Below are 22,830 nucleotides of genomic sequence, written 5' to 3' on the forward strand. Positions count from 1 at the left end.
CCGGTGCCGCCGCTCAGCCCCACCCAACAGGTCCTCACCGCCGACGACGTGGCCGACTACGTCCGGGCCTCGTTCGGCCCCGACCGGAAGATCCGCGACTGCGCGCCGCTGACCGGCGGCGGTTTCGCCACCGTGTGGTGGGTCCACCTCGACGACGACCGCCAGGTCGTCCTCAAGGTGGGCCCGCCGCCCACCGCCCGGCTGCTGCGGTACGAGACCGGGCTGCTCGCCGCCGAGGCCCGCTACTTCCGGCTGGTCGCCACCGGCGCACCGACGGTGCCGGTGCCGACCGTGCTGCACCACGGCACGCACCCGCGCCTCGGCGAGTGGCTGGTCACCAGCCGGCTGCCCGGACGCGCCCTGCCCGACCTGGACGTCGACGACGCACCGGCCCGCGCCGACCTGGGCGCGGCGACGGCGGCCGTGCACCGGATCACCGGCGACCGGTTCGGCTACGACGCGGGCCGTAGCGGCGGGACGACGTGGCGGACGGCGTTCACGGCGATCATCGATGATCTGCTCGCCGACGCCGCCGACTGGGACATCGCGCTGCCCGCCCCGCCGGAGCGGTTCCGTGCGCTGGTCGCCCGGCACGGTGACCTGCTCGACCAGGTACGCCGCCCGGCGCTGCTGCACTTCGACTGCTGGGACGGCAACGTGCTGGCCGCGCCGGACGACACCGGCGCGTACCGGATGTGCGGGCTGGTCGACGGCGAACGCTTCCTCTACGGCGATCCGCTGCTGGACCTGGTCTCGCCGCTGCTGTTCCGGCGCGCCGAGGACGAGCCGACCCACCCGTTCCTACGCGGGTACGCCGAGGCCACCGGCACGCCGCTGGTCTTCGACGACGGGGTACGCCGCCGGTTGGCGTTGTACCGGATGCACCTGCACCTGTTGATGACGGTGGAGATGCCGAGCCGGGGCATCACACCCGACAACGACCCGGGGCGGCACACGCTCCTGGCCGACCTGGTGACGCGCGACCTCGCCGACCTGTCCGACGGCTAACCTGCGGTGGCCTCGACGGCGAAGGCCAGCACGACCAGGGTGCCGTTGCTGACCGCGTGGGCCAGGATCGGCACCCAGAGGTTGCGGTACCGGTGCAGCAGCCAGGCGAAGATGAGCCCGGCGACGAGTGCGCTGATGGTGTTGAAGACCCGGGGCAGGTGCGCCACGGCGAAAAAGGTCGAGGAGAGGACGATGGCCGCGACGGCAGGCATCCGGGCCGCCAGTCCGCGGAAGAAGACGCCCCGGTAGAGGACCTCCTCGTAGACGGGTGAGGCGACGGCACCGAAGGCGAACGCGAAGGTGAACTGCGCCAGGAGGCTCCCGGCGGGGTAGCCGCCTTCTCCACCGCCGCCCTGGGTGAGCGCGGTGGGCAGCACCAGCAGCAGACCGAGGGTCAGCGCGGCCTTGGCCAGGCCCCATCCGGCGGCGGCGCCGACCTGGCCCCGATCGGGGCGCTCCAGCAGCAGTGGTCGGCGGATCGCGCCGAAGCGGTGCCAGGTGACGAGCAGGCCGACGGCCAACTGGGTGCCGTTGATCAGGACCCAGGCGATGCTCGTGGCCGCCATCTCGGACATGCCCAGCCGGGCCGGTCCCTGTGCCAGGAAGCCCGCCACAGCCGAGTTGGCCAGGCCGATGCCGACGAGGAACACCAGGGCCATGTCGAGGTAGGTGAATCGAGGGACGTACGTGGTCAGGGTGGTACGGCCCGGTGCGGAACTGCTCATGAACGCTAGGTTAGATCGCTGACCTATATCGGTCAAATGACCGATCATCTATGATCGCTAGCGTGCCGAAGGTTGTGGATCACGAAGAGCGACGGCGACATCTCGGTGCCGCCGCCTGTACGGTGCTCGCCCGCTCGGGCTCGGTCGGGATGACCGTCCGGGCGGTCGCCACCGAGGCCGGCATGGCGCTGGCGACCGCCCAGCACTACCTGCCGACCCGGGAACGCATGGTGCAGGCGGCCATCGCGCACCTCGCCGAGCGGGTGACCCGGCGGGCACAGACGATCCCGGCGGACGCCATCACCGTGGACGTCCTCCGACAGGCGGCGTGCGAGATCGTCCCGCTGGACGACGAGCGGACCTTCGAGGCCCGGGTCTGGCTCGTCCTGACCGCCGAGGCGCTGGTCGACGCGCAGATCGCGGAGATCCTCGCCACGAGCGAGGTGGCCCTGCGGGCCAACCTCGAACGGCTGCTCACCCGTGGCCGGGCCGACGGCGACCTCGGCACCCACGTCGACCCGCGCGCCGAGGCCGCCGCGCTGACCACCCTGACCGACGGCCTCACGATCCGGATCCTGACCACCGGCCTGAGCCCCGCCGACGCCCACACGGAGATCGACACGCACCTCGCCCGACTCGCGCCGACAGACGATTGACGGCGGCACCCGGCCTCGCCACCACACCGCGAACGCCACCCGCCCGGCCGCCGGCGGGCAGGGCGGGTCGGCGACTCACCGGACGGCGGGCGCGAAGCGGGCCAGGGGGTTGGTCAGGGCGCCGACGAGTTGCAGGGCGGCCGACGGGTCGGAGAGGTCGACCATCTGCTGGTTGTCGCGCAGTTGCAGCCGGTTGAGGCAGGAGAGCGCGAACTCCGGGGCGAACAGGTCGTAGCGGGCCAGCCGGTCGGCCAGGTGTGGCACCTGGTCGGCGTACGCGGTGGCGCAGTCGGCGACCGCCCGCCAGAACGTCTCCTCGTCCACCACGCCCTGCGCGACCAGGGTGGCGCTGAGGAAGCGGAAGAAGCAGTCGAAGACGTCGGTGAAGATGGAGAGCAGCTTCATGTCCTCCGGGATGTCGGCCCGGATGCGCTCCACGGCCGACGGCAGTGCCGCCTCGGCGCTCATCACCACGATCTCCTCGGCGATGTCCTTGAAGATCACCCGTTCGACCGCGCCGTCGCGCAGCACCATGATGACGTTCTCGCCGTGCGGCATGAACGCCAGGTCGTAGGCGTAGAAGGCGTGCAGCAGCGGCGTCAGGTAGGCGTTCAGGTAACGGCGCAGCCACTCCGTCGGCGCCAGCTTCGAGGCGGCGACGAGTTCGGCGGCGAACGAGCGGCCGTCGGCGTCGACGTGCAGCAGCGACGCCATGGTGGCCAGCCGTTCGCCGGGGGCGAGGCCGGGCACCGGGCTCTCCCGCCAGAGTGCGGCCAGCATCTTGCGGTACGGCGAATAGCGGTCAGTCGCCGCCTCGTACTGCCGGTGCCGGTAACCGACGGCGGCCCGCTCCCGCAGGATGGTCAGGCCGGTGGAGCCGAAGACCGCGTCACCGGCGACCAGATCCGCGAGCCAGTCGTTGATCGCCGGGGTGGCCTCCATGTACGCGGCCGACAGCCCCCGCATGAAGCCCATGTTCAGCACCGACAGGGCCGTCTTGACGTAGTGCTGCTGCGGTGCGCTGACGTTGAAGAAGGTCCGGATGGACTGCTGGGCAAGGTATTCGTCCGGCCCCTCGCCGAGGTGCACCAGGCGGCGGCGGGCCACCTCACCGGCGAACGTCACCGACATCTTGTTCCACCACTGCCACGGGTGCACCGGCATGAGCAGGTAGTCGTCCAGGTCCAGACCGAGGTCACGCATCGTGTCGGCGAACCGGGTCAGGGTCGCCTCGCCCAGTTCCGCCCGCAGGAAGCTCGCGTACTCCAGGTCGGCGGCGCTGGTGAAGGTGGCGTGGTCGCGGTGCGCGGCCACCCAGACGAGGCGTACCGGCCGGGCCGCCTCCGGGGCGTACCGGTGGTACTCGTCGACGCCGAAGCCGAGCCGGCCGTTGTTGGCCACGAAGCACGGGTGACCCTCGGTCATCGACGTCTCGATCACCTGGAAGTCGGCCTCGACCAGTTCGGTGGCGCTCGGCAGCGCGCGGTCCAGCTTGTACGCGGCACCGGCCAGCGTGGAGGTGATCTCCTCCAGGTAGACGGGCAGGATCCGGTCGGCGAGCCCGAGCGCGTCACGCAGTTCCAGGCAGAGGTCGACGGCGTCCAGCGGCAGCGACTCGTCGTCCCGGTGCCGGGTGATGCTCTCCGGGTCGATGTCCCAGTGCTCCAACGCCAGCACCCGCGCCGCGAAGCAGTACCGCACCGCGCCGGAGTCACCGGTCACCGCGTACCACCGGCGTCCGTGCGCGTCGGCGGGCCCGGCGGTCGGGTCGACCGGCTCGGGGGTCAGCAGCCGCTCGTGGGTGAACTCCGCGAGGGCCTTGCGCACCAGCAGCCGGTTGACCCGCTCCCAGGTCTGCGGACGCAGGTGCGCGACCGGTGCGGACGAGGCGGGGGTGGTCACGATGATGCTCCTTCGCTACGGGTCGCGGCGACGAACCGCTCCCGGGTGCAGATGCTCAACAGGGCCGTCTTCTCTGGCTTGGCGATCGGGCCGACCACCTCGAACCCGACCGCCGCGTTGAGCGCGTGCACGGCGGTGTTGCGCACGTCCGGCTCGACCACGACCCGACGGGTGGCGGGGTCGGTGAAGAGCCAGGCCATCACGGTGGTGATCACGGCGGTGGTGAAGCCGTGCACGGGGGTGTCGGTGGGCGCGCAGAGGAAGTGCATGCCGACGTCACCGGGCTGTGCGTCGTGGAGGCCGACCAGCTCCACCCGGGCCGGGTCGTACCGTTCGGCGAGGAACGCCGGCTCGCCGCGCCACAGACCGAGGTACGCGTCGTGGTGCGGGTGGGCGACGATGGCGCCGTACTCGGTCGCGACCCGGTCCACATCGGCGTCCTGCATCATCCAGAACGCCGCCTTCGGGTGGGTGACCCAGCGGTGCAGCAGCGGCGCGTCGGCGGCCACGTCGAGCGTACGCAGGGCGAACTCGCCCAGCCCCGGATCGTGGCGGGTGAAGACGATCTCGGTCACGCGGGCACCCCGAACTCCTGGAACGTGATCGACTTCTCGATCGGGTACGGCTCCCGGCCGAGCATCTCGCGGATGATCCAGGCGTTGCGGTACGGACCCATTCCCAGGTCGGGCGAGGTGATGCTGTGCGTGTGCGTACCGCCGTTCTGGAGGAAGACGCCGCGCCCGGTCTGGTCGATGCTGTAGTTGCGGGCGACGTCGAGCCGGCCGTGCCCGTCGAAGCGCAGCCGGTCCCGGATCGGGTCCAGGTACGCCGGCACCCGGTAGTGATAGCCGGTGGCCAGCACCAGCCCCTCGCTCTCCAGCGTGAAGTCGCGCTCCTGCTCGACGTGGCGCAACGCGAGCGTGTGCACCCCGGCGGCCTCGTCGTAGGTGACCTCGGTCAGTTCGGTGTTGGTCAGCAGGTGGGTGTCCACCGGGCCGTGCACGCTGGTGGCGTAGAGCAGGTCGAAGATGCCGTCGATCAGGTCGGCGGAGATCCCCTTGAACAGGCCCTTCTGCTCGGACTCCAACCGGTAGCGGGTCGCCTCGGGCAGTGCGTGGAAGTAGTCCACGTAGTCCGGTGAGGTCATCTCCAGGGTGAGCTTGGTGTACTCCAGCGGGAAGAACCGGGGCGAGCGGGTCACCCAGTTCAGCCGGTAGCCGTACGTGTGGATGTCACCGAGCAGGTCGTGGTAGATCTCGGCGGCGCTCTGCCCACTGCCGACCACGGTGATGCTCCGCTTCGCCCGCAACGCGTCCCGGTTGGACAGGTAGCGCGAGTTGTGCACCGCGTCGGAGGTCAGCCCGGCGCACGCGGGCGGCAGGTGCGGCGGGGTGCCGGTGCCGAGCACCACGTGCCGGGCCCGGTACGAGACGGTGTCGCCGTCGACAGTGGCGGTCACCACGTACCGGTCGTCGGCCGGGTCGTACTCGACGGCGGTCACCTGGTGGCCGAAGCGCAGGTTGGACAGCTTCCCGGCAGCCCACCGGCAGTACGCGTCGTACTCCACCCGCAGCGGATAGAAGTTCTCCCGGATGTAGAACGGGTAGAGCCGGCCGATCTCCTTGAGATAGCTGAGGAAGGAGTACGGCGAGGTGGGGTCGGCCAGGGTCACCAGGTCGGCCATGAACGGCGTCTGCAGGCGGGAGGACTCCAGCAGCATCCCGGGGTGCCAGGACACGTCGTCGCGGGCCTCCAGGAACAGCCCGTCGATCTCGGCGATCGGCGCGGTCAGGCAGGCAAGGCCCAGGTTGTACGGGCCGAGACCGATCCCGATGAAGTCGTAGCTGGACATCCGGCCCTCCAGGCTCGGGTTCTCCGGCGGCATGTCAGCCGACCGGGCAGGTCAGGTCAACGGCGGGCGTGCCGGCGTGGGCGTGCACGTACCGGCCGGCGTGCTCGGCGATCAGGTCCAGCACGTACCCGACATCCTCGCGCGTGGTGTGCGGATTGAGAACGGTGAACTTGAGGTACTGCCGACCGTCCACCTTGGTCCCGGCGACGACGGCCAGGCCGGAGGCGGCCAGCGCCTCCCGGGCCCGCAGGTTGGCCGCGTCGGCCAGGTCCCGGCCGGGCCCGGTGGGCAGCCAACGGAACACCACGGTGCTCAGCGGCGAACGGGTCAGCACCTCGAAGCGGGGATCGGCGGCGACCAGGTCCCAGGCGTCGTCGGCCCGGTCGCAGACCTCGTCGAACAGCTCGCCGACCGCGTCCGGGCCCATCACCCGCAGGGTCAGCCAGAGCTTGAGGGCGTCGAAGCGCCGCGTCGTCTGCATGCTCTTGTCGACCTGGTTGGGGATGCGCTGGGCGACCATCCGGGCCGGGTTGAGGTAGTCGGCGTGCCAGGTGACGTGCCGCAACGTCCGGCCGTCACGGACCAGCACCGCGCTGGAGCTGACCGGCTGGAAGAAGGACTTGTGGTAGTCGACGGTCACGGAGTCGGCCCGCTCGACGCCGTCGAGCAGGTGCCGGCGGGTCGGCGAGACCAGCAGCCCGCAGCCGTACGCGGCGTCGACGTGCAGCCACACCCCGGCGGTGGCGCACACCTCGGCGATCTCGTCGAGCGGGTCGATGGTGCCGAAGTCGGTGGTGCCGGCGGTGGCCACGACCGCCATCACCGGCAGGCCGTCGCGCCGGCAGCGGGCGATCTCGTGGCGGACCGCGCCGGACCGCATCCGCCGGTCCGGGCCGGTCTCCACCAGCACGATCGCGTCGGGGGCCAGACCGAGCAGCTTGGCGGCCTTCTGCACGCTGAAGTGGCCGGCCGCGGAGGCGATGATCCGCAGTCGGGGCAGCAGGATGCGTCGGTCGGCCGGGGTGGCCCCGGCCAGGGCCTCCTCCCGGGCCAGCAGCAGGGCGTGCAGGTTGGACTGGGTGCCGCCGCTGGTGAACACCCCGTCGGCGGTCGGGCCGAAGCCGATCCGGCCAGCCGTCCAGTCGATCAGCCGTCGTTCGATGAGGGTGCCGCCGGCGCTCTGGTCCCAGGTGTCCATCGAGGAGTTCACCGCGCTGAGCACCGCCTCGCCGAGCAGTGCCGGGAGGACCACCGGACAGTTCAGGTGGGCCAGGTAGCGGGGGTGGTGGAAGTAGACCGCGTCGCGCAGGTAGACCTCCTCCAGCTCATCCAGGGCGGCGGTGGCGTCACCCAGCGGGCGGTCCAGGTCGACCGCGTCGACCAGCGGCGCCAACTCGTCCGGGCGTACGCCGGTGCAGGGTCCGGTCGCCTCGGCCACCCGCCGGGCCACCCGCTCGGTGCCGGCCGCCACGACGCGCCGGTACTCCTCGACTGTGCCGGCGTGGAACAGGTGGGCCCGGGCTGTTGTGGGCCCGTTCGGCGGCCGGGTCGGCGTTGCCTCGGCGGTGTGCACCGGCAGGGTCATGGACGTCCTCCACGCTCGGCGGATCGGGTTTCGGGCAGCCGGAACCCGCCGCTCGTACGTCGGGCGGCGGGTGCTGCGGTCTCGGCGGGTGGGGGCAGGGGCGGCCGGCGGGATGAGGCGCGGGTCGCCCGGAGGCGTCAGGCGAGCAGTCGCACACCCGGGGGTGGGGTGGCGGTCGGCACGAGGCCGCGAATGGCAGGTGCGAAGCGAGGTCGACCGATGTGACCGTCACGCGGAGGACCGAAAGTGATCGGCGACTCATCTCCCTCACGGCCGGCGGCCCCGTCGACTGCGTCAGCAGTGCCGGCGGCGAGTGAGCCCCTGGACGGGGAGCGGCGGACGGAGACGGGATGAGGCATCGCGTCGTCTTTCGATCAGGGTCGAGAGGACCTTGGACAACCGCGGTTAGGTTAACCTAACCTAACCGACTGTCAAGTCCCGCTCGGCGTTTCGCACCACACAGGAGCTCACACTGTCCGCCATCGAGCCGCCACCCGATTCCCCCACCGCCGGTCCCCGCCACTCCCCTGCGCACCGGTACGGTTACGCCGTGGACGAGCGGCGGACGACCGGACCCTCCACGCACAGTGGACGCCGCTACCGGGACCGCTACGGCATCCCGCACCTGCGCGCCGACGACCCCGGCTCGCTGGCCTACGCACAGGGTCGGGTCACCGCCCTGGACCGGGCCTGGCAGATCGAGGTGGAACGCCACCGCTCCCAGGGCACCAGCGCCGCCTTCCTCGGCCCGGACGCGCTCGCCTGGGACCGGTTCGCGCGGCAGGTCCGGCTCGCCGACACCGCGCGACGCTGCCACGCGGCGCTCGACCCGGCGACCGCCGAGTGGGTCGGCCGGTACGTCGACGGCGTCAACAGCGGCCTCGCCGAGGGAGCGGCGCGGGCCCCCGAGTTCGCCGCCACCGGCCTGTCCCCCGGCACCTGGCAGCCATGGACACCGCTGGCCGTCTGGCTCGGTCACCACGTGCTCTTCGCCGGGCTGCCCACCAAGCTCTGGCGCGAACACGTGGCGCGCAAGCTCGGTGCGTCGGCGGCCCGTCTGTTCGCCGTCGACGGGCAGGTGACCTCCGGCAGCAACGGCTGGCTGGTCACCGGGGACCGCACCGCCACCGGCGCACCCCTGATCGCCGGGGACCCGCACCGGTTCATCGAGGCGCCCGGCATCTACCAGCAGATCCGCCTGGCCTGCCCGGAGTACGACGTGCTCGGGTTCGCCGTGCCCGGCGTGCCGGGCCTGCCGCACTTCGGGCACGCCGGTGTGGTGGCCTGGGCCATCACCAACGCGATGTCCGACTACCAGGACCTGTACGCCGAGCGGCTGCGCCGCCGAGGTGACGCGGTCGAGGCGTACGGGCCGGACGGGTGGCGGCCGGCGTACCGGCAGGTCGAGACCATCGAGGTGGCCGGCGCCGACCCGGTCGAGGTCGAGGTGATCGAGACCGAGCGGGGGCCGGTGGTCTCCGGCGGACCCGACGACGATCCCGAGCTGACCGTCAGCCTGCGTCACCCGCCCCGGGTCACCGCCGACCTCGGCTTCGCCGTGCTGCCCGCGCTGCTGCGCGCCCGTACCGTCGGCGACCTGGACGCCGCCCTGGACGGCTGGGTCGAGCCGGTCAACGTGGTGCTCGCCGCCGACACCGACGGTGGGCTGCTGCACCGGGTGGCTGGGCGGGTGCCGCGACGGCACCCGGATAACGGCTTGCGGGTGGTGCCCGGCTGGTCGGCCGAGCACACCTGGCAGGGCTGGCACGACACCCCGCAGTCCCCGGTCGACGGAGTCGCGGTGATGGCCAACGAGCGGGGCATCTCCGCCGGTCTCGGCGTCGAGTTCGCCCCGCCGTACCGCGCCGATCGGATCCGTACGCTGCTCACCGCCGACACCGGCTGGCGCGCGGCGCAGATGGCCGCCGTACACACCGACACCCACCTGGCCGGCGCCGAGCCGCTACTCGCGGTGCTGGCCGGCCTGGACGGGCTCAGCGCCGACGCCGACGCCCTACGGACCCGGCTGCTGGCCTGGGACCGCCGGATGGCCGCCGACAGCGTCGACGCGGCGACCTTCGCCGACCTGCGCTCGGCGGTGGCCCGGCGGCTAGCCGCCCATCCGGCGCTGGCCGTGCTGGCCGAGCCGCCCGCCCACCCGGAGGTGTTCCACCCCTGGCTGGCGCTGGTGCCCCGGGTCGGGTATGCGGTGGTCCCGCTGCTGCACGCCGACCTGCCCGGAGTGGACCGCGACGCGCTGGTGCGGGCGGCGGCCGAGGAGGTCGCCGCCACCGGCGACACCCGCCGGTGGGGTGAGCGGCACCGGCTGCTGGCGTGGCAGGCCCTGCCCGACCCGGCCGCTCCGCCCGGTCCGGAACTGCACGGCGACAGCGACTGCGTGCTGGCCACCTCCAGCGTCCCCGGCGTCACCGACCTGTGCCTGCGCGGACCGGCCGCCCGGTACGTGTGGGACCTGGCCCGCCGCGAGGACAGCCGCTGGGTGGTGCCGCTCGGTGCCACCGGCACCGGAGAGCACCGCGACGACCAGCTCGCCCACTGGTTGCGCGGCGAACTGGTCGAGGTGACCTGCGACTGGGACCGCCTCACCGAGGAGCACGATGACTGACCAGCACCACCACCAGCGACACGTCCCCGGTTTCGGCACCGTCACCTTCCGGCCGGTCGACCCGGAGGCCGACGCGGATGTCATCCACGGCTGGGTCAGCCAGGACCGGGCCCGCTTCTGGGGCATGCGCGACGCCGACCGGGACCGGGTCGTGGAGGTCTATCGGTACGTCGACTCGCTGCCCACCCACCACGCGTATCTCACCCTGCGCGACGGGCAGCCGGTGGCGCTGTTCCAGGGCTACCAGCCCGAGCACGACCCGGTCGGCGAGTGCTACCCGGTACGCCCCGGCGACTACGGCGGCCACCTGCTGATCGGCACCCCGGTACGCCCCGAGCCCGGGTTCACCGGCACGCTGCTCGCCGAGTTCGTCGCGTTCGTCTTCACCGACCCCACCCGACAACGGCTGATCATGGAGCCGGACGCCCGCAACGACAAGGCGATCGCCCGCCTGCGGCGGGCCGGTTTCGTCGAGGGCCCCCTGATCGACCTGCCACACAAACAGGCCCGCCTGATGGTCCTCGACCGCCCCGATTCAGGGTTCGCGCTCGATCCAGGATCGAGTGGCATCCCCGCGCCGCAGTGACCACCTGATCCGTGATCGAGCGTGATCTCGGAACGGGTGCCGCGATCGAGAGGAGTGCGGTGGTGGACGTCTTCGGGTCGGTGGCCGACCTGTACGAGACCGCCCGGCCGGGCTATCCGCCCGAGATCGCCGAGGAGATCGTCGCCTACCACGGCGGCACGCCGACGTCCGTGGTCGAGATAGGCGCCGGCACCGGCAAGGGAACCGACGTGCTCGCCCGCATCGGCGCACCCCTGACCTGCATCGAGCCCGATCCGCGGATGGCGGCGCTGCTGGCCACGCGTCATCCCGACGTCCGCGTCCACGTCAGCACCTTCGCACAGTGGTCGCCGCCCTTCGGTGGGGTCGACGTGTTGGCCTGCGCGATGGCCTGGCACTGGCTGGATCCGGCCACCCGCAACGCACACGCACGGCGAGCACTCGCACCCGGGGGCACACTGGCCGTCCTCGGACACCGCTACGACTACGCCGACCCCGACCAACGAGCGGCGATCCGATCGGCACTGCACGCCCTGGACCCCACCGTACGGGAGCGGCCCACGGACTGGTTCCACCAGGACATCGTCGACCACGGGCAGTTCGTCGACATCCGCAAGGAGGTCTTCCGGCGCGACCTGCCCCTCGACCGGCAACGCTATCTCGACCTGGTGCGCACCTTCGGGCCGTACCTCTCCCGGTCGCCGGAGCAGCAACAGGCCGGCCTGACCGTCCTCGGCCGACTGGTCGACGACTTCGGCGGCACTGTCGTCCTCGCCCTGCGCACCACGCTGGTGCTGGGCCACCGCCCATGACCAGGCATGGCCGCGGCCGGCGGGGCGGGACGCATCAGACTCACGCCGGCTGGCAGCGCTCTGACAGGGCGTAGCGGGTGAGCACCACGTCCCCGATCTGACGCGCCTCCATCACCTGGGCCCTCCGGCCCGGATGCCAGGGAAACCGACCCTCACCGACGAACCGGGGTGCCCGCCGGTCCCCGACGAAGAACGGCGCGACCACCAGGTGCAGCTCGTCGGCGAGCCCAGCGGCGAGGAACTGGCCGTGCACCACCGCGCCGCCCTCCACCAGCAGCCGGCGGACTCCCCGGTCGGCGAGATCGGTCAGCGCCCGGGACAGGTCGATCGGGTCACCGGCGTCGACCACCGTGGCCAGGTCACCGAGGCGGTGCCGGGTCTTCTCCAACGCCTCGCTGGCGCAGTAGACGATCCGGTCGGTGTCGCCGACAGTGAAGAACCGGGCAGTCGGGTCCAGGTCGCCGCAGCCGGTCAGGGTCACCCGGGTCGGGGACTCGGGCAGGCCCCGGGCCACCCGGTCGGCCCGGCGCCGGTCGCAGCGGACCAGCAACCGGGGGTCGTCCCGGCGGACCGTACCGGCGCCGACCAGGATCGCGTCGCAGTCGGCGCGGACCGCGTCGACCCGATCGAGGTCCGCGTCGTTGGAGAGCAGCAGCCGCTCCTCGGTGGCGTCGTCGATGTAGCCGTCGATCGAGGTCGCGCAGCTCAGCAGCACGTACGGGCGCTGCGCCGTCGCCGGGCCGGTCACCGGACGAAGGGAAGATCGGCGGTGCGGGCGGCGCGGCTGGCCTTGGCCGCGAGGTAGTCGGCGTTGGCCGGGGAGAGGAAGACACCGGTGGGCACCTGCTCGGTGACCGTCACCCCGAGGCGACCCAGTTGCTCGGTCTTCTCCGGGTTGTTGCTGAGCACCGCGATCGGCCCGACGCCGAGCGCGACGAGCATCTGCGCGGCCACGGTGTAGTCGCGCTCGTCCTCCTCGTGTCCCAGGGCCACGTTGGCCTCGAAGGTGTCCAGCCCGGCGTCCTGCAACGCGTACGCGTCGAGCTTGGCGTACAGGCCGATGCCCCGGCCCTCCTGCCGCAGGTAGAGCAGGTACCCGCCGACCTCGGCGATCCGCTGCACCGCCTCCCGCAACTGCGGGCCGCAGTCGCAGCGCTGGCTGCCGAAGACGTCGCCGGTGAGGCACTCGCTGTGCGGGCGGACCAGCGGCACGGCCCCACCCTGTTCGGCGTCGCCGAGGGCGAACGCAAGGTGTTCCCGGCCGTCGACCAGGCCGTCGAAGGTGAACAACCGGGCGGTGGTGGCGTAGCCGTCGGGGAACCGCAGCGGCACGGTGACCTGCGTCCGGATGGTGGCGAGAGGCAGTGAGTCGGACATGGGTCTCCTCGTCATACGGTGGCGGGTACACGAACACGTCGAGCCAGCAGCACGGCCGCTCCGGGCAGGCTCGCGACGAGCACGAGAGCGCCGTACACGGTCGCCGCGGCCACCCCCTCGGCGGCGGTCAGGCCGGCGGCGGCGAACGCCCACGCGGCCACCCCCTCGCGCGGGCCGAAACCGGCGACGTTCGCCGGCACGGCCATCGCGAGCAGGGCAAGCAGGGTCAGCGGCAGCAGCAGGGCCAGCGGCGCCGTGGAGCCCGCCGTGCGCGCCGCGAGCAGGAACGTCGCCAGGTGTCCGCCGATCGCGAGCGCGGAGGCGACCAGCACACCCAGCCAGGTGCGTCGGCCCAGCAGGCCGTTGCGCACGTCGGAGACGGCCGTACCGATCGCGCGGGTGACCCGGGTGGCACCCGACTGCGGCAGCACCCGGGCCGTCAGCACCACGCCGACCAGCACCGCGACCGCCACCGCGGTCGCCACCGGCAGGTACGGACGCACCGGTGAGGGGAACACGAACAGCAGCACCACCGCGACCGCCACCAGCACGACCTGGCCGGCGACGCGCTCCCAGACCACCGCCCGGATGCCGCGTCCCACGTCACCGACGTCGCGGCCGTGGCGTACCGCCCGGTGCACGTCGCCGAGGATCCCGCCGGGCAGGGTGGCGTTCAGGAAGATCGCCCGGTAGCAGTGCGCAACCGCCGCCCGCAGAGGTAGCCCGACGCCGAGACCACCGGCGACCAGGCTCCACCGCCAGGCGACACAGATCGTGGTGAACAGGCCGATGGCGAGTGCGGCAGCCAGCGCGGGAGCGTCGATCAGCCGCAGCCCGGCCAGGAACGGTCCCGTTCCCAGCCACAGCAGCAGGCCGACGATCACGGCGAGCCCCAGCGCCAGTCGTGCCCAAGCCCAGAACGACCGACCCGCCGGGGCGGCCGTGGACACGGCGCCACCAGCTAACTCCCCCACGCGTGCCTCCCCGGCATGGCGATCTTCCCTGACTGTACGCACGTAGCCGGCCGGCCACCGGTTCAATGGCACAGCGCCAACAGGTCGACGTGATCGACCTGTACCCCGAGACGACCGGTTCTAGCCTCTTCGTGCCGACGACGCTCGTACTCGGCGGTGCGGTCGACCAACTCGGGACGCTGCTCGCGGGCGGCCTCCAGCCAGCCGGCGAACCACTGCCCGGCGAGGTCGGCCTGCTCCGGCCCGAGCCGCCACGGGCTGGGCTGCACCCGCACCGGCACCCCGTGCCGGGCGAAGGCGGCGGTGCAGGCCTCGACCGCGTCCGGGCCGAGCAGATGCCGGCCCGCCACGGCCCGCCGCTGGTGGGCGTTGAACGCCTCCGCGACCTCGTCGTCCAGCGGATCGGACGGGGTCAGGCGCACCCCGCCGCTCACCGAGATCAGGAACAGCGTCCGGGTGCCGGCCTCGACACAGGCCGCCACGATGCGGTCGACCTCCTCGGCGGTCAGCATGTCGAGCAGCGCCGACGCGGTGACCAGGGCGGTGTCGGCCAGGTCGTCGGCGGTCAGCCGGGTCAGGTCCCCCGCCTCGGCGCGTACCGTGACCGCGCTGCCGTCGGCCGCCGTGGTGGGCATGTCCGCGCAGGCCCGGGCGAGCAGGTCCGGGTCCTGGTCGTGCAGCACCCACTGCTGAGGGCCGGGCAGCAGCGGGGCCAGCCAGCGGCCCAGCGAGCCGGTGCCGGCGCCGAGGTCGCGCACGACGTACGGGCCGTCGGTCAGGGTGGCCCGGACCGCGTCGACCAACTCCGTCGACCGGGCCGCCACGTCGGCGGGTTCGCGCAGCGAGAGCCACTGCGCGAAGCCCGGCGGAAGCGAATAGGGCTGACGCTCGTTCATGACGCCAATGCCTCCTTGATGGCGGTGGTGATCCGGGTGGTGGTGGCCGTCCAGTCGTCGAGCGTGTCCCGACGCCGCAGGGCGGCCTCGCGCAGGCGTGCCCGCAGGGCTGCGTCGTCCAGCCAGTGCCGCAGCGCCTCGGCCAGCGCCTGCGGGTCCTCCGACGGCACCAGCAGCCCCGGCCGTACGCCGTCAGGGGCGTGACCGAGGGCGTCGGGTAGCCCGCCGACGGCCGAGGCCAGCACCGGTACGCCCCGAGCCAGCGCCTCGGTCACCACCATCCCGTACGTCTCGCCCCGGGACGGGTGCACCAGCAGATCAGCGGCGGCGTACGCGGCGGCGAGCCGGTCGCCGGTGAGCGGGCCGGTCAGCCGTACCCGGTCGGCGAGGCGGTGCTCGGCGAGCCGGGCCCGCAGCCGGTCGACGAAGGGTGGATCCCGGTGCAGCGGTCCGGCGCAGGTCAGCGTCCAACTCCGGTCGGCGACCGCCGCGAGCGCCTCGACCAGCACGTCGTGGCCCTTGTGTGCGGCGACGGCCGCGACACAGAGCAGCGCCGAGCCCTCCGGCGAGCCGGGCGCGGGCGGAGCCGGGTCGACCCCGGGCACGGCCACGTGCACCCGGTCGGCGGGCAACGCGTACCGGTCCAGCAGCCGGTCGCGGGTCCAGGCGCTGGTGGCGACGACGGTGGTGGCCACCGCGAGCGCCCGGCCCTCGGCGTCGTCGTCGCGGGGCAGGTGCACCAGCGGGACCAGGCGCAGCCGCCGGGCGTGTGCCGCGAGCGCGTCCGGGACCACCGAGGCGACGAGTCCGTCGATCAGCACCGGCGCACCGTCGGGCAGCCCGGCCAGTACCTCGGCCAGCGCCGCGTGCTCGGTCGGCGACGGCTGCGGCCATCCCCCGGGCACGGCGTGTTCGCGGACCGGCCAGCCGGCGGCGGCCAGACCGGCGCAGACGCGTCGGTCGTAGCCGTTGCCGCCGCTGGGTGAGGCCGGGTCGTCGATGTCGCCGGGCAGGATCACGTGCAGGACCGGCACGTGGGAGTCGCCGACCAGGATCACGTGCAGGACCGGCACGTGATCCTGGTCGCCCGACGAGACCGTATGCGGTACGAGCACGTCAGGCGGCGCCGCCGCCCGGCAACGACCGCTCGTAGGCGGCCCACGCCACGTGCGACTCGTGCAGGGTGACGGTGATCCCGGTCAGCCCGTGCGCGCCCGCGCCGAGCGCGCCGGAGGCCACCCCGTCGGCGAGCCGGTCGGCGATGGTCTTGGCCAGCACCTCGGTGGTGGTGTTCGTGCCGGCAAAGGCCGGCTCGTCGTCGAGGTTGCGGTAGTTCAGCTCGCCGAGTACGGCCTTGAGCTGGTCGGTGGCCAGTCCGATGTCGACCACGATGCCGTCGGCGTCGAGGTCGGGGCGGCGGAAGGTGGCGTCGACCACGAACGTCGCGCCGTGCAGCCGTTGGGCGGGGCCGAAGACCTCGCCCCGGAAACTGTGGGCGACCATGATGTGGTCACGGACGGTAACGCTGAACACGGTTCACTCCCCGTCGTAGGTGATGAGATGACAGAGCGCGGGCAGGCTGCCCTCGCTCAGGCGGTGCAGGACGTCGGGCAGTTCCGGGAACGGCGACCGACCGGTGATCAACGCGTCGAACGCCGGGTCGGCGAGCAGGTCGAGCGCGAGGGCCATCCGGTCGGCGTAGCCGCGGCTGCTGCGCCGGGCGGGGGCGACCATGCCGACCTGGCTGCTGCGGACGGTGAGTCGTCCCGAGTGGAACGCACCACCGAGCGAGAGCTGCACCTCGCGGTCGCCGTACCAGCTCAGTTCGAGCACCGTGCCCTCGGGCGCGAGCAGGTCCAAGCCGCGTTGCAGGCCGGCGGCGGTGGCGCTGGCGTGCACCACGAGGTCACGCCCCCCGGTGGCGGTCTCCGGCGTGGCGAAGTCCACACCCAGCGCGGCGGCCACCTCGGCCCGGCTCGGGTCGGTGTCGACGAGTTCCACCCGTACCCCGGGGAAGCGGGCCAGCAGGGCGGTCACCGCGCAGCCGACCATCCCACCGCCGATCACGGTGACCCGGTCGCCGACCAGCGGCGGCGCGTCCCAGAGCGCGTTGACCGCGGTCTCCACGGTGCCGGCCAGCACCGCACGGGCCGCCGGCACGTCCGGCGGTACGACGGTGACCGCACCGGCCGGCACGACGTACGCGCTCTGGTGCGGGTGCAGGCAGAACACCGTCCGTCCGCGCAGATTCTCCGGCCCCTGCTCGACGGTGCCGACGCTCAGGTAGCCGTACTTGACCGGGGCCGGGAAGTCGCCCTCCTGGTACGGGGCGCGCATGGTGTCGTACTGGCTCTCGGGTACCGCGCCGGTGAACACGAGCGTCTCGGTACCCCGGCTCACACCCGAGAAAAGTGCCCGGACCAGCACCTCTTCCGGGCCGGGTGCCGGGAGCCCCACCGAGCGGATCTCACCCTGGCCTGGCAGGGTGAGCCAGAAGGCGCGAGCCGTTCGGGTCACCGAGTTCTCCTTTGCCTGGGTCCGGACCGAACCGATCCGTCATGTTTTCCGTACATCTCTGACAGGGGTCGTCGATCATAAACACGGAGGCACGGTGTCCACAGTTCGAACCGGTCCGCAAATCGGGCTGATCGTTCAGATCGTCCTGCTGGCGGGGCTCGCCGCGACCGTCGGTCTGGGGGTCGCCGGCTGGGTGGCCGGGCTCGGGTACGGCACGGTGACCTGCGCGGTTCTCGTCCATGGCCTGCGCCGATCCGGCTCGGACCGGCTCGGACCGGCCGACTGGGTGACCATGGGCCGGGGGCTGCTGGTCGGCGGGGTGACCGCGCTGATCGCCGACGCGCTGATCGCCGGCCGTCCGGCGCCGGTGGTGGTGCTGGTCACGATGACCGTGGTGGCGCTGGCCCTGGACGCCGTCGACGGCAAGGTGGCCCGCCGCACCGGCACGGCCAGCGCGCTCGGCGCCCGCTTCGACATGGAGGTCGACTCCTTCCTGGTGCTGATGCTGAGCTTCTACGTCGCCCCGTCGGTCGGGGTGTGGGTGCTCGCCATCGGCCTGATGAGGTACGCCTTCCTGGTCGCGAGCTGGGCACTGCCCTGGATGGACCGGCAACTGCCGCCCCGGTACTGGCGTAAGGTGGTCGCCGCGGTCCAAGGGATCATGCTCGCCGTCGCCGCGTCCCAGGTGCTGCCCGGGCCGTTGACCACCCTCGTGCTGGTCGCGGCGCTCGGCATGCTGGTCGAGTCGTTCGGGCGGGACGTCGGGTGGCTGTGGCGGCAACGCGCGCCTCGGGTCGTACCCGCGGTGGTGGTCCTGCCGGCCCCGGTCGTCGCCCGCCGGGTCGACCGGATCGAGGACCGCGACATGCCGCCCGCGCCTGTCCTGTCGCTGCGCTGACCCGGGAGAAGCAGTTGTCGATCTCCGACCCGGCCCCCACGCCGGGCACCGACCGCACCCGCACCACCGAGCCCACCGAGCGACCGGACGACACGACAGCGACCCCACCCGCACCGGAGGTCGCCGGGACGGCCGACGTCGTGCCCGGGAAGGCGGACGAGCCCGAGGCCGACGCCGGGGCGGAGACGGTCGACGGGCCGGCAGCGGCGCCCAGCCGGCGGCGGGCGGTGCTGGCCCGGGTGGTGACCGTGCTGGCCGCCGCGCTGGTGCTGGCCACGCTGACGCTGCCGAACCGGCCGTGGCAGTTGGAGCCGGGCACGTTCCTGCGGATCCCGCTGGAGGCGCTGCTGCTGGCCGCGCTGCTGTTGGCGCTGCCCGGCCGACCCCGCCGGGTGGTGGCCGCCGTCTCCGGTGTGCTGCTCGGCCTCGTCGCCATGGTGAAGGTCGGTGACATCGGCTTCTACTCGTCGCTGGGGCGCCCCTTCGACCTGGTGCTGGACTGGTCCCTGCTCGGCCCGGCGTTCGCGTTCGTGGCCGAGTCGATCGGTCGGCCGGGTGCCATCGCGATCGCCGCCGGGGTCGGGCTGCTGCTGCTGGGCATCCCCGTGCTCACCGCGCTGTCCTCGGTCCGGCTGGCGGGGGTGCTGGCCCGCCACCGCACCGGCAGCACCCGGGCCGTCGTGTCGCTGGTCGTGGTCTGGGTGGTGCTCGCCGCCTTCGGGGCTCGGATCGTGCCGGGCGTGTACGTCGCCGACAGCAACGCGACCACCCTGGTGCAGGAGCACGCCGTCGAGGTGTACGCGCGGCTGCACGATCGGGCGGCGTTCACCGAAGAGATCAACGTGGACCCGTTCCGCGACATGCCCGGCGACCAGCTGCTGACCGGGTTGCGCGGCAAGGACGTGCTGATCACCTTCGTGGAGAGCTATGGCCGGGACGCGGTCGCCGACCCCGACTTCGCCTCGATCCAACGGGTGCTCGACGAGGGGGCCGGGCGGCTGTCGGCGGCCGGCTACACGTCCCGCAGCGGTTTCCTCACCTCGCCGACCATCGGTGGGGCGAGTTGGCTGGCGCACGCCACCCTGCTCTCCGGGCTCTGGATCGACAACAACCAGCGGCACCGCAACCTGCTCGCCACCGACCGGTTCACCCTGGGTGACGCGTTCCAGCGCGCGCAGTGGCGTACGGTCGGCGTGATGCCGGCGGTCAACCAGGCTTGGCCGGAGGGCGCGTTCTACGGGTACGAGAAGTTCTACGGCGGGCCCGACCTCGACTACCAGGGCCCGAAGTTCGCCTTCGCCCCGATGCCCGACCAGTTCGCCATCCACCAGTTCCACCAGCGGGAGATGACCACTCCCCGGGACCGTCCGGTGATGGCCGAGTTGGCGTTGGTCTCCAGCCACTCCCCCTGGACCAAGGTGCCGTCGGTGGTGGACTGGGACGACATCGACGACGGCGAGGTGTTCCAGCGGGGCATCATCGGCACCCCGGCCGCGCAGGCCCGCACCGGTTACCGGCACTCGATCAACTACACGCTGCGTACCCTGATCTCCTACCTGGAGCGGTACGGCAATGACGACACGGTGATGGTCATCGTCGGCGACCACCAGCCGGCGCCGGTGGTGACCGGGGAGAACCCCAGCCCGGACGTGCCGATCCACATCGTGGCCAAGGACCCGGCGGTGTTCGCGCAGATCGAGGACTGGAAGTGGCAGGATGGCATGACCCCGGACGCCGACGCCCCGGTCTGGCGGATGGACACCTTCCGCGACCGGTTCCTGACCGCCTTCGGACCGGGCAACTCCCGCCCCCAGGCGCAGGGCCGCTGACCTGACCGGGTTCCCGCACCGGCCGTCCGAAGGCCGGTGCGGGAACGCGGATCAGCCGGGTTTGCGGGCGACCAGGACGTCGCGGACGATCGCCTGGTCGACCCGGTGGGACAGCGCCCGCCAGGGGCCCTCGTCGAGCACGTCGAGACCGGCTGCGGCCAGCCGCTCGGCGGCGGCCTCCCGCCGGGCCACGTTGGTGTTCCAGGAGATGCCGAGAGCGCCGCCGGGGCGCAGCAGCCGCGCCCAGCCGGGCACGGCGGCGGTGAGCAGCGCGAGCGGGTCGCGGGCCAGCCCGGTTTCGGCGGTACGGCTGCCGTGCTGCACCCCGTACGGGGCGTCGGCCACCACCACGTCGACGCTCTCCGGGCGGAAGAACTCCCCGACCCGGGTGGTGTCGGCGCTGACCACGTCCACGGTCTGCACGTCGCCGGCCTTCTGCGCCTCCTTCGAGGCGGCCACCTCCACCCGCAGCCGTTTGCCGACCACCTTGCGTTCCCGGCGGACCGGCCCGGACTCCAGCACCCGGTGCTTGACCCGCTTGCGCTTGAGCCAGGTGCTGAGGAACGTCTGGTACGCCTCGAAGTCCTTGCTGTCGCGGTCCAGGCCGGCGGCGTCGAAGCCGTACATCATCGCCTGGTTGACCGTGGTGCCCCGGCCGCAGAGCGGGTCGAGCACCCGGAACCGCCGGGTGAGCAGGTCGTCGGCCCAGGTCGAGGCGAGCAGAGTGACGTTGAGAAGCAGCTTGGTGAACTGCTCGTTGGTCTTGCCCGGGTACTTCTGAATGGTGACCAGGTCGTCGTCGAAGCGGTCCAGAGGCGTCAACGGCACCGGCCGCAGCAGGTCACCGACGAACTCGAACAACGCGTACGCGCTGGACAGGTTGGCCAGCAGCGCGGCGTCGCGCTCGCTCAGCCCGCCCTCGACCTCGAAGGTGACGTACGGGACGCCACCGACGGCGACCGTCTCCACCGCCCCGATCCGTCCACCGAGCACGCTGCCACCGAAGATCTCCAGCTCGGCCCGCGTCAGCTCCACCGCCGCCCCCGAGTACACCCGGTTGCTCGACGGCAGGATCAACACCCCATAACGCTCCACAACCAGGCACTATCCCACGCCCGGCGCCCAGCCGACGCCGCCCCCGGTCCCCCTACGCGATCATGGAGTTGTGGTACCACGGTCGCCGCACCTCGCGGCCTTCCGGGCACCACAACTCCATGATCGCGGAACTCGTCAGACGGGCAGGCCGCCGACCTGGGTGTTGATCCAGGAGCGGATGGAGGGCAGGTCACCGTAGATGGAGGGGGCGGTGGCGCAGGTGGAGCTGTTGTTGCCGGCCCGACTGGTCGCGCCGATCACCTGCCATACGCCGTTGACCCGACGCACCTGCGGGCCGCCCGAGTCGCCGTAGCAGGCCCCGGCGTTGCCGTTGGTGTTGTTGGTGCAGATCTCGTACGGACCGTTGATGCCGCTGCACCGGCTGTCGGCCACGATCGAGGTGTCCAACTCGTTCGCCGTTACCGGCGCGGAGCCACAGCCACGGGGTGCGCAGGTCTGGCCCCAGCCGATGATGCGGGTGGCGGTGCCGACCGCACCGGAGGTGGATGGGATCACCGCCGGTGCGTAGCTGACCGAGCTGGCGAGCTGGAACAGCTTCACGTCGATGGTGGGGTGGTTGACGGCCCGGCTCACGCCGACCACGACGCCGCCGCTGCTGCGGTTGACACTGCCCACCCGCACCGACGACGGGGTCGGGCAGTGCTTGGCGGTGACCACCCAGTTCGCCTTGATCAGCGTGCCGGTGCAGCCGGAGGTGTAGACCAGCCACGGGTAGTTCTCGGTGGCCGGCCGACCGCCGACCACGAACGTGCCGAAGTCCCCGTCCTCGGTCCAGGTGTACGACTGCGCCACGCCGGCCGTGCTGAGGCTGCCCGCGAAGAGCTGGTTGACCCGGCTGGCCTCGGCCGCACTGGGGTTGGCGTTGGTGCAGGAGACCGGTGCGCTGCTGCCGGACATCAGGTCCGAACAGAGCCCGGTACGCCGGTCGGGCAGCCCGAGGATGTGGCCGAACTCGTGGGTGGCGATGCGGGTGCGGTTGTAGCCCTGGTCGACGGCCTGCCACCCCATCCAGATCCGGCCGGAGCCCAGCCCGGTGACCTGCGCCCGGGGCCAGCCGGTGTCGACCAGGATGGTGACGTTGGCCGGCGTACCGGGTACCAGCCGGACGTTGCTGACCCGGCTGTTCCAGATCTGCGCGGCCTGGTCGAAGTTGGTCCGGAACTCGCCGGCCCGGCTGGCGTCGTAGTACACGGTCCGGGCCGCGGCGGCGCCGGTGGCGGTGACCACCTGCACGCCGGTCGCCGCCAGCACCGCCGCGAGCGCGGCGGTGGCCGCGCGCAGCAGTTGTCGTCGGATCATCAGGTACTCCCCTGCGGACTGCGCGGCGCGCCGATACGCCGCGATCGATGTGCGTGAATATTAATGGCCACCTCCCATCCGATGTCATCGCGAAAGCGTCATACCGCCCGGCAGCTGTTACCCGGGTGTTACGTAACAGTGAAAGCGCGGTGGCAGACCGTCACGACCGTGGACGCACGAGGTCAGGCCCGCG

General features: G+C 72.4%; 19 protein-coding genes and 1 pseudogene. 6 read left to right on the top strand and 14 right to left on the bottom strand.

The features are described from left to right. Nucleotides 1–3: 3 nt before the first annotated feature. On the top strand, nucleotides 4–1,008 hold the full coding sequence (locus ACZ31C_RS25955; protein WP_465797486.1) for a phosphotransferase: 1,005 nt from the start codon (nucleotides 4–6) through the stop codon (nucleotides 1,006–1,008). On the opposite strand, the gene ACZ31C_RS25960 is transcribed toward ACZ31C_RS25955, so the two are convergent. After that, nucleotides 1,005–1,733: a lysostaphin resistance A-like protein gene (locus tag ACZ31C_RS25960; protein ID WP_465797487.1), complete on the bottom strand. Its 729-nt coding sequence runs from the start codon at nucleotides 1,731–1,733 to the stop codon at nucleotides 1,005–1,007. The two genes, ACZ31C_RS25955 and ACZ31C_RS25960, sit on opposite strands and share 4 nt — an antisense overlap. Nucleotides 1,734–1,795: 62 nt before the next feature. On the opposite strand from ACZ31C_RS25960, the gene ACZ31C_RS25965 reads away from it, so the two are divergent. After that, the gene (locus ACZ31C_RS25965; RefSeq protein ID WP_465797488.1) at nucleotides 1,796–2,389 is read left to right on the top strand and encodes a TetR/AcrR family transcriptional regulator; all 594 of its coding nucleotides are present in this window, start codon (nucleotides 1,796–1,798) and stop codon (nucleotides 2,387–2,389) included. A gap of 75 nt (nucleotides 2,390–2,464) precedes the next feature. On the opposite strand, the gene ACZ31C_RS25970 is transcribed toward ACZ31C_RS25965, so the two are convergent. From ACZ31C_RS25970 to ACZ31C_RS25985, 4 genes are read right to left on the bottom strand one after another with little or no spacing between them, the layout of a single operon-like run. After that, nucleotides 2,465–4,291 (bottom strand): IucA/IucC family protein, encoded by a 1,827-nt coding sequence (locus tag ACZ31C_RS25970; RefSeq protein WP_465797489.1) that lies wholly within the window; start codon nucleotides 4,289–4,291, stop codon nucleotides 2,465–2,467. Then, the gene (locus ACZ31C_RS25975) at nucleotides 4,288–4,857 is read right to left on the bottom strand and encodes a GNAT family N-acetyltransferase (RefSeq protein ID WP_465797558.1); all 570 of its coding nucleotides are present in this window, start codon (nucleotides 4,855–4,857) and stop codon (nucleotides 4,288–4,290) included. The genes ACZ31C_RS25970 and ACZ31C_RS25975 overlap by 4 nt, the downstream gene beginning before the upstream one ends. 5 nt (nucleotides 4,858–4,862) lie before the next feature. Further along, nucleotides 4,863–6,143 carry a lysine N(6)-hydroxylase/L-ornithine N(5)-oxygenase family protein gene (locus ACZ31C_RS25980; RefSeq protein WP_465797491.1) on the bottom strand — a complete coding sequence of 427 codons (1,281 nt, stop codon included), beginning with the start codon at nucleotides 6,141–6,143 and terminating at the stop codon, nucleotides 4,863–4,865. Nucleotides 6,144–6,177: 34 nt separating this feature from the next. After that, on the bottom strand, nucleotides 6,178–7,728 hold the full coding sequence (locus ACZ31C_RS25985; protein WP_465797492.1) for a pyridoxal phosphate-dependent decarboxylase family protein: 1,551 nt from the start codon (nucleotides 7,726–7,728) through the stop codon (nucleotides 6,178–6,180). Nucleotides 7,729–8,278: 550 nt separating this feature from the next. Between ACZ31C_RS25985 and ACZ31C_RS25990 the strand changes: the two genes are divergently transcribed. The 3 genes from ACZ31C_RS25990 to ACZ31C_RS26000 are packed head-to-tail and all read left to right on the top strand — an operon-like array spanning nucleotide 8,279 to nucleotide 11,731. Further along, nucleotides 8,279–10,354 (top strand): penicillin acylase family protein, encoded by a 2,076-nt coding sequence (locus ACZ31C_RS25990; protein WP_465797493.1) that lies wholly within the window; start codon nucleotides 8,279–8,281, stop codon nucleotides 10,352–10,354. Beyond that, nucleotides 10,347–10,940, top strand: coding sequence for a GNAT family N-acetyltransferase (locus tag ACZ31C_RS25995; protein WP_465797494.1), 594 nt, complete (start codon nucleotides 10,347–10,349; stop codon nucleotides 10,938–10,940). Before ACZ31C_RS25990 ends, ACZ31C_RS25995 begins: the two co-directional genes overlap by 8 nt. 11 nt (nucleotides 10,941–10,951) lie before the next feature. Beyond that, nucleotides 10,952–11,731: a class I SAM-dependent methyltransferase gene (locus ACZ31C_RS26000; protein WP_465797495.1), complete on the top strand. Its 780-nt coding sequence runs from the start codon at nucleotides 10,952–10,954 to the stop codon at nucleotides 11,729–11,731. 40 nt (nucleotides 11,732–11,771) lie between these two features. Here the strand turns inward: ACZ31C_RS26000 and ACZ31C_RS26005 are convergent, their stop codons facing one another. From ACZ31C_RS26005 to ACZ31C_RS26035, 7 genes are all read right to left on the bottom strand, one after another. Beyond that, entirely contained in the window at nucleotides 11,772–12,479 is a 708-nt protein-coding gene (locus ACZ31C_RS26005) for a RibD family protein (protein WP_465797496.1), read from the bottom strand. Continuing rightward, nucleotides 12,476–13,108 carry a GTP cyclohydrolase II gene (locus tag ACZ31C_RS26010; RefSeq protein WP_350694214.1) on the bottom strand — a complete coding sequence of 211 codons (633 nt, stop codon included), beginning with the start codon at nucleotides 13,106–13,108 and terminating at the stop codon, nucleotides 12,476–12,478. The genes ACZ31C_RS26005 and ACZ31C_RS26010 overlap by 4 nt, the downstream gene beginning before the upstream one ends. Nucleotides 13,109–13,119: 11 nt before the next feature. Then, entirely contained in the window at nucleotides 13,120–14,082 is a 963-nt protein-coding gene (locus tag ACZ31C_RS26015; protein WP_465797497.1) for a lysylphosphatidylglycerol synthase domain-containing protein, read from the bottom strand. A gap of 62 nt (nucleotides 14,083–14,144) precedes the next feature. Continuing rightward, complete coding sequence (locus tag ACZ31C_RS26020) at nucleotides 14,145–14,978, bottom strand: SAM-dependent methyltransferase (protein ID WP_465797498.1); 834 nt, start codon at nucleotides 14,976–14,978, stop codon at nucleotides 14,145–14,147. Next, nucleotides 14,975–16,012 carry a glycosyltransferase family 4 protein gene (locus tag ACZ31C_RS26025; RefSeq protein ID WP_465797559.1) on the bottom strand — a complete coding sequence of 346 codons (1,038 nt, stop codon included), beginning with the start codon at nucleotides 16,010–16,012 and terminating at the stop codon, nucleotides 14,975–14,977. The genes ACZ31C_RS26020 and ACZ31C_RS26025 overlap by 4 nt, the downstream gene beginning before the upstream one ends. Before the next feature lie 82 nt (nucleotides 16,013–16,094). Continuing rightward, nucleotides 16,095–16,511: a 6-pyruvoyl trahydropterin synthase family protein gene (locus ACZ31C_RS26030; protein ID WP_449953273.1), complete on the bottom strand. Its 417-nt coding sequence runs from the start codon at nucleotides 16,509–16,511 to the stop codon at nucleotides 16,095–16,097. A 3-nt stretch (nucleotides 16,512–16,514) separates the two neighbouring features. Continuing rightward, entirely contained in the window at nucleotides 16,515–17,495 is a 981-nt protein-coding gene (locus tag ACZ31C_RS26035) for a zinc-dependent alcohol dehydrogenase (RefSeq protein WP_465797499.1), read from the bottom strand. Between the two features lie 94 nt (nucleotides 17,496–17,589). Between ACZ31C_RS26035 and ACZ31C_RS26040 the strand changes: the two are divergent. Next, a pseudogene (locus ACZ31C_RS26040) lies at nucleotides 17,590–20,227 on the top strand (CDP-alcohol phosphatidyltransferase family protein). Between the two features lie 46 nt (nucleotides 20,228–20,273). On the opposite strand, the gene ACZ31C_RS26045 reads toward ACZ31C_RS26040, so the two are convergent. After that, complete coding sequence (locus tag ACZ31C_RS26045; protein ID WP_465797500.1) at nucleotides 20,274–21,302, bottom strand: TRM11 family SAM-dependent methyltransferase; 1,029 nt, start codon at nucleotides 21,300–21,302, stop codon at nucleotides 20,274–20,276. Nucleotides 21,303–21,452: 150 nt separating this feature from the next. Then, nucleotides 21,453–22,637 (bottom strand): snapalysin family zinc-dependent metalloprotease, encoded by a 1,185-nt coding sequence (locus ACZ31C_RS26050; RefSeq protein WP_465797501.1) that lies wholly within the window; start codon nucleotides 22,635–22,637, stop codon nucleotides 21,453–21,455. Nucleotides 22,638–22,830: the final 193 nt, after the last annotated feature.

The sequence above is a fragment of the Micromonospora sp. NPDC023869 genome (genome assembly GCF_055559695.1).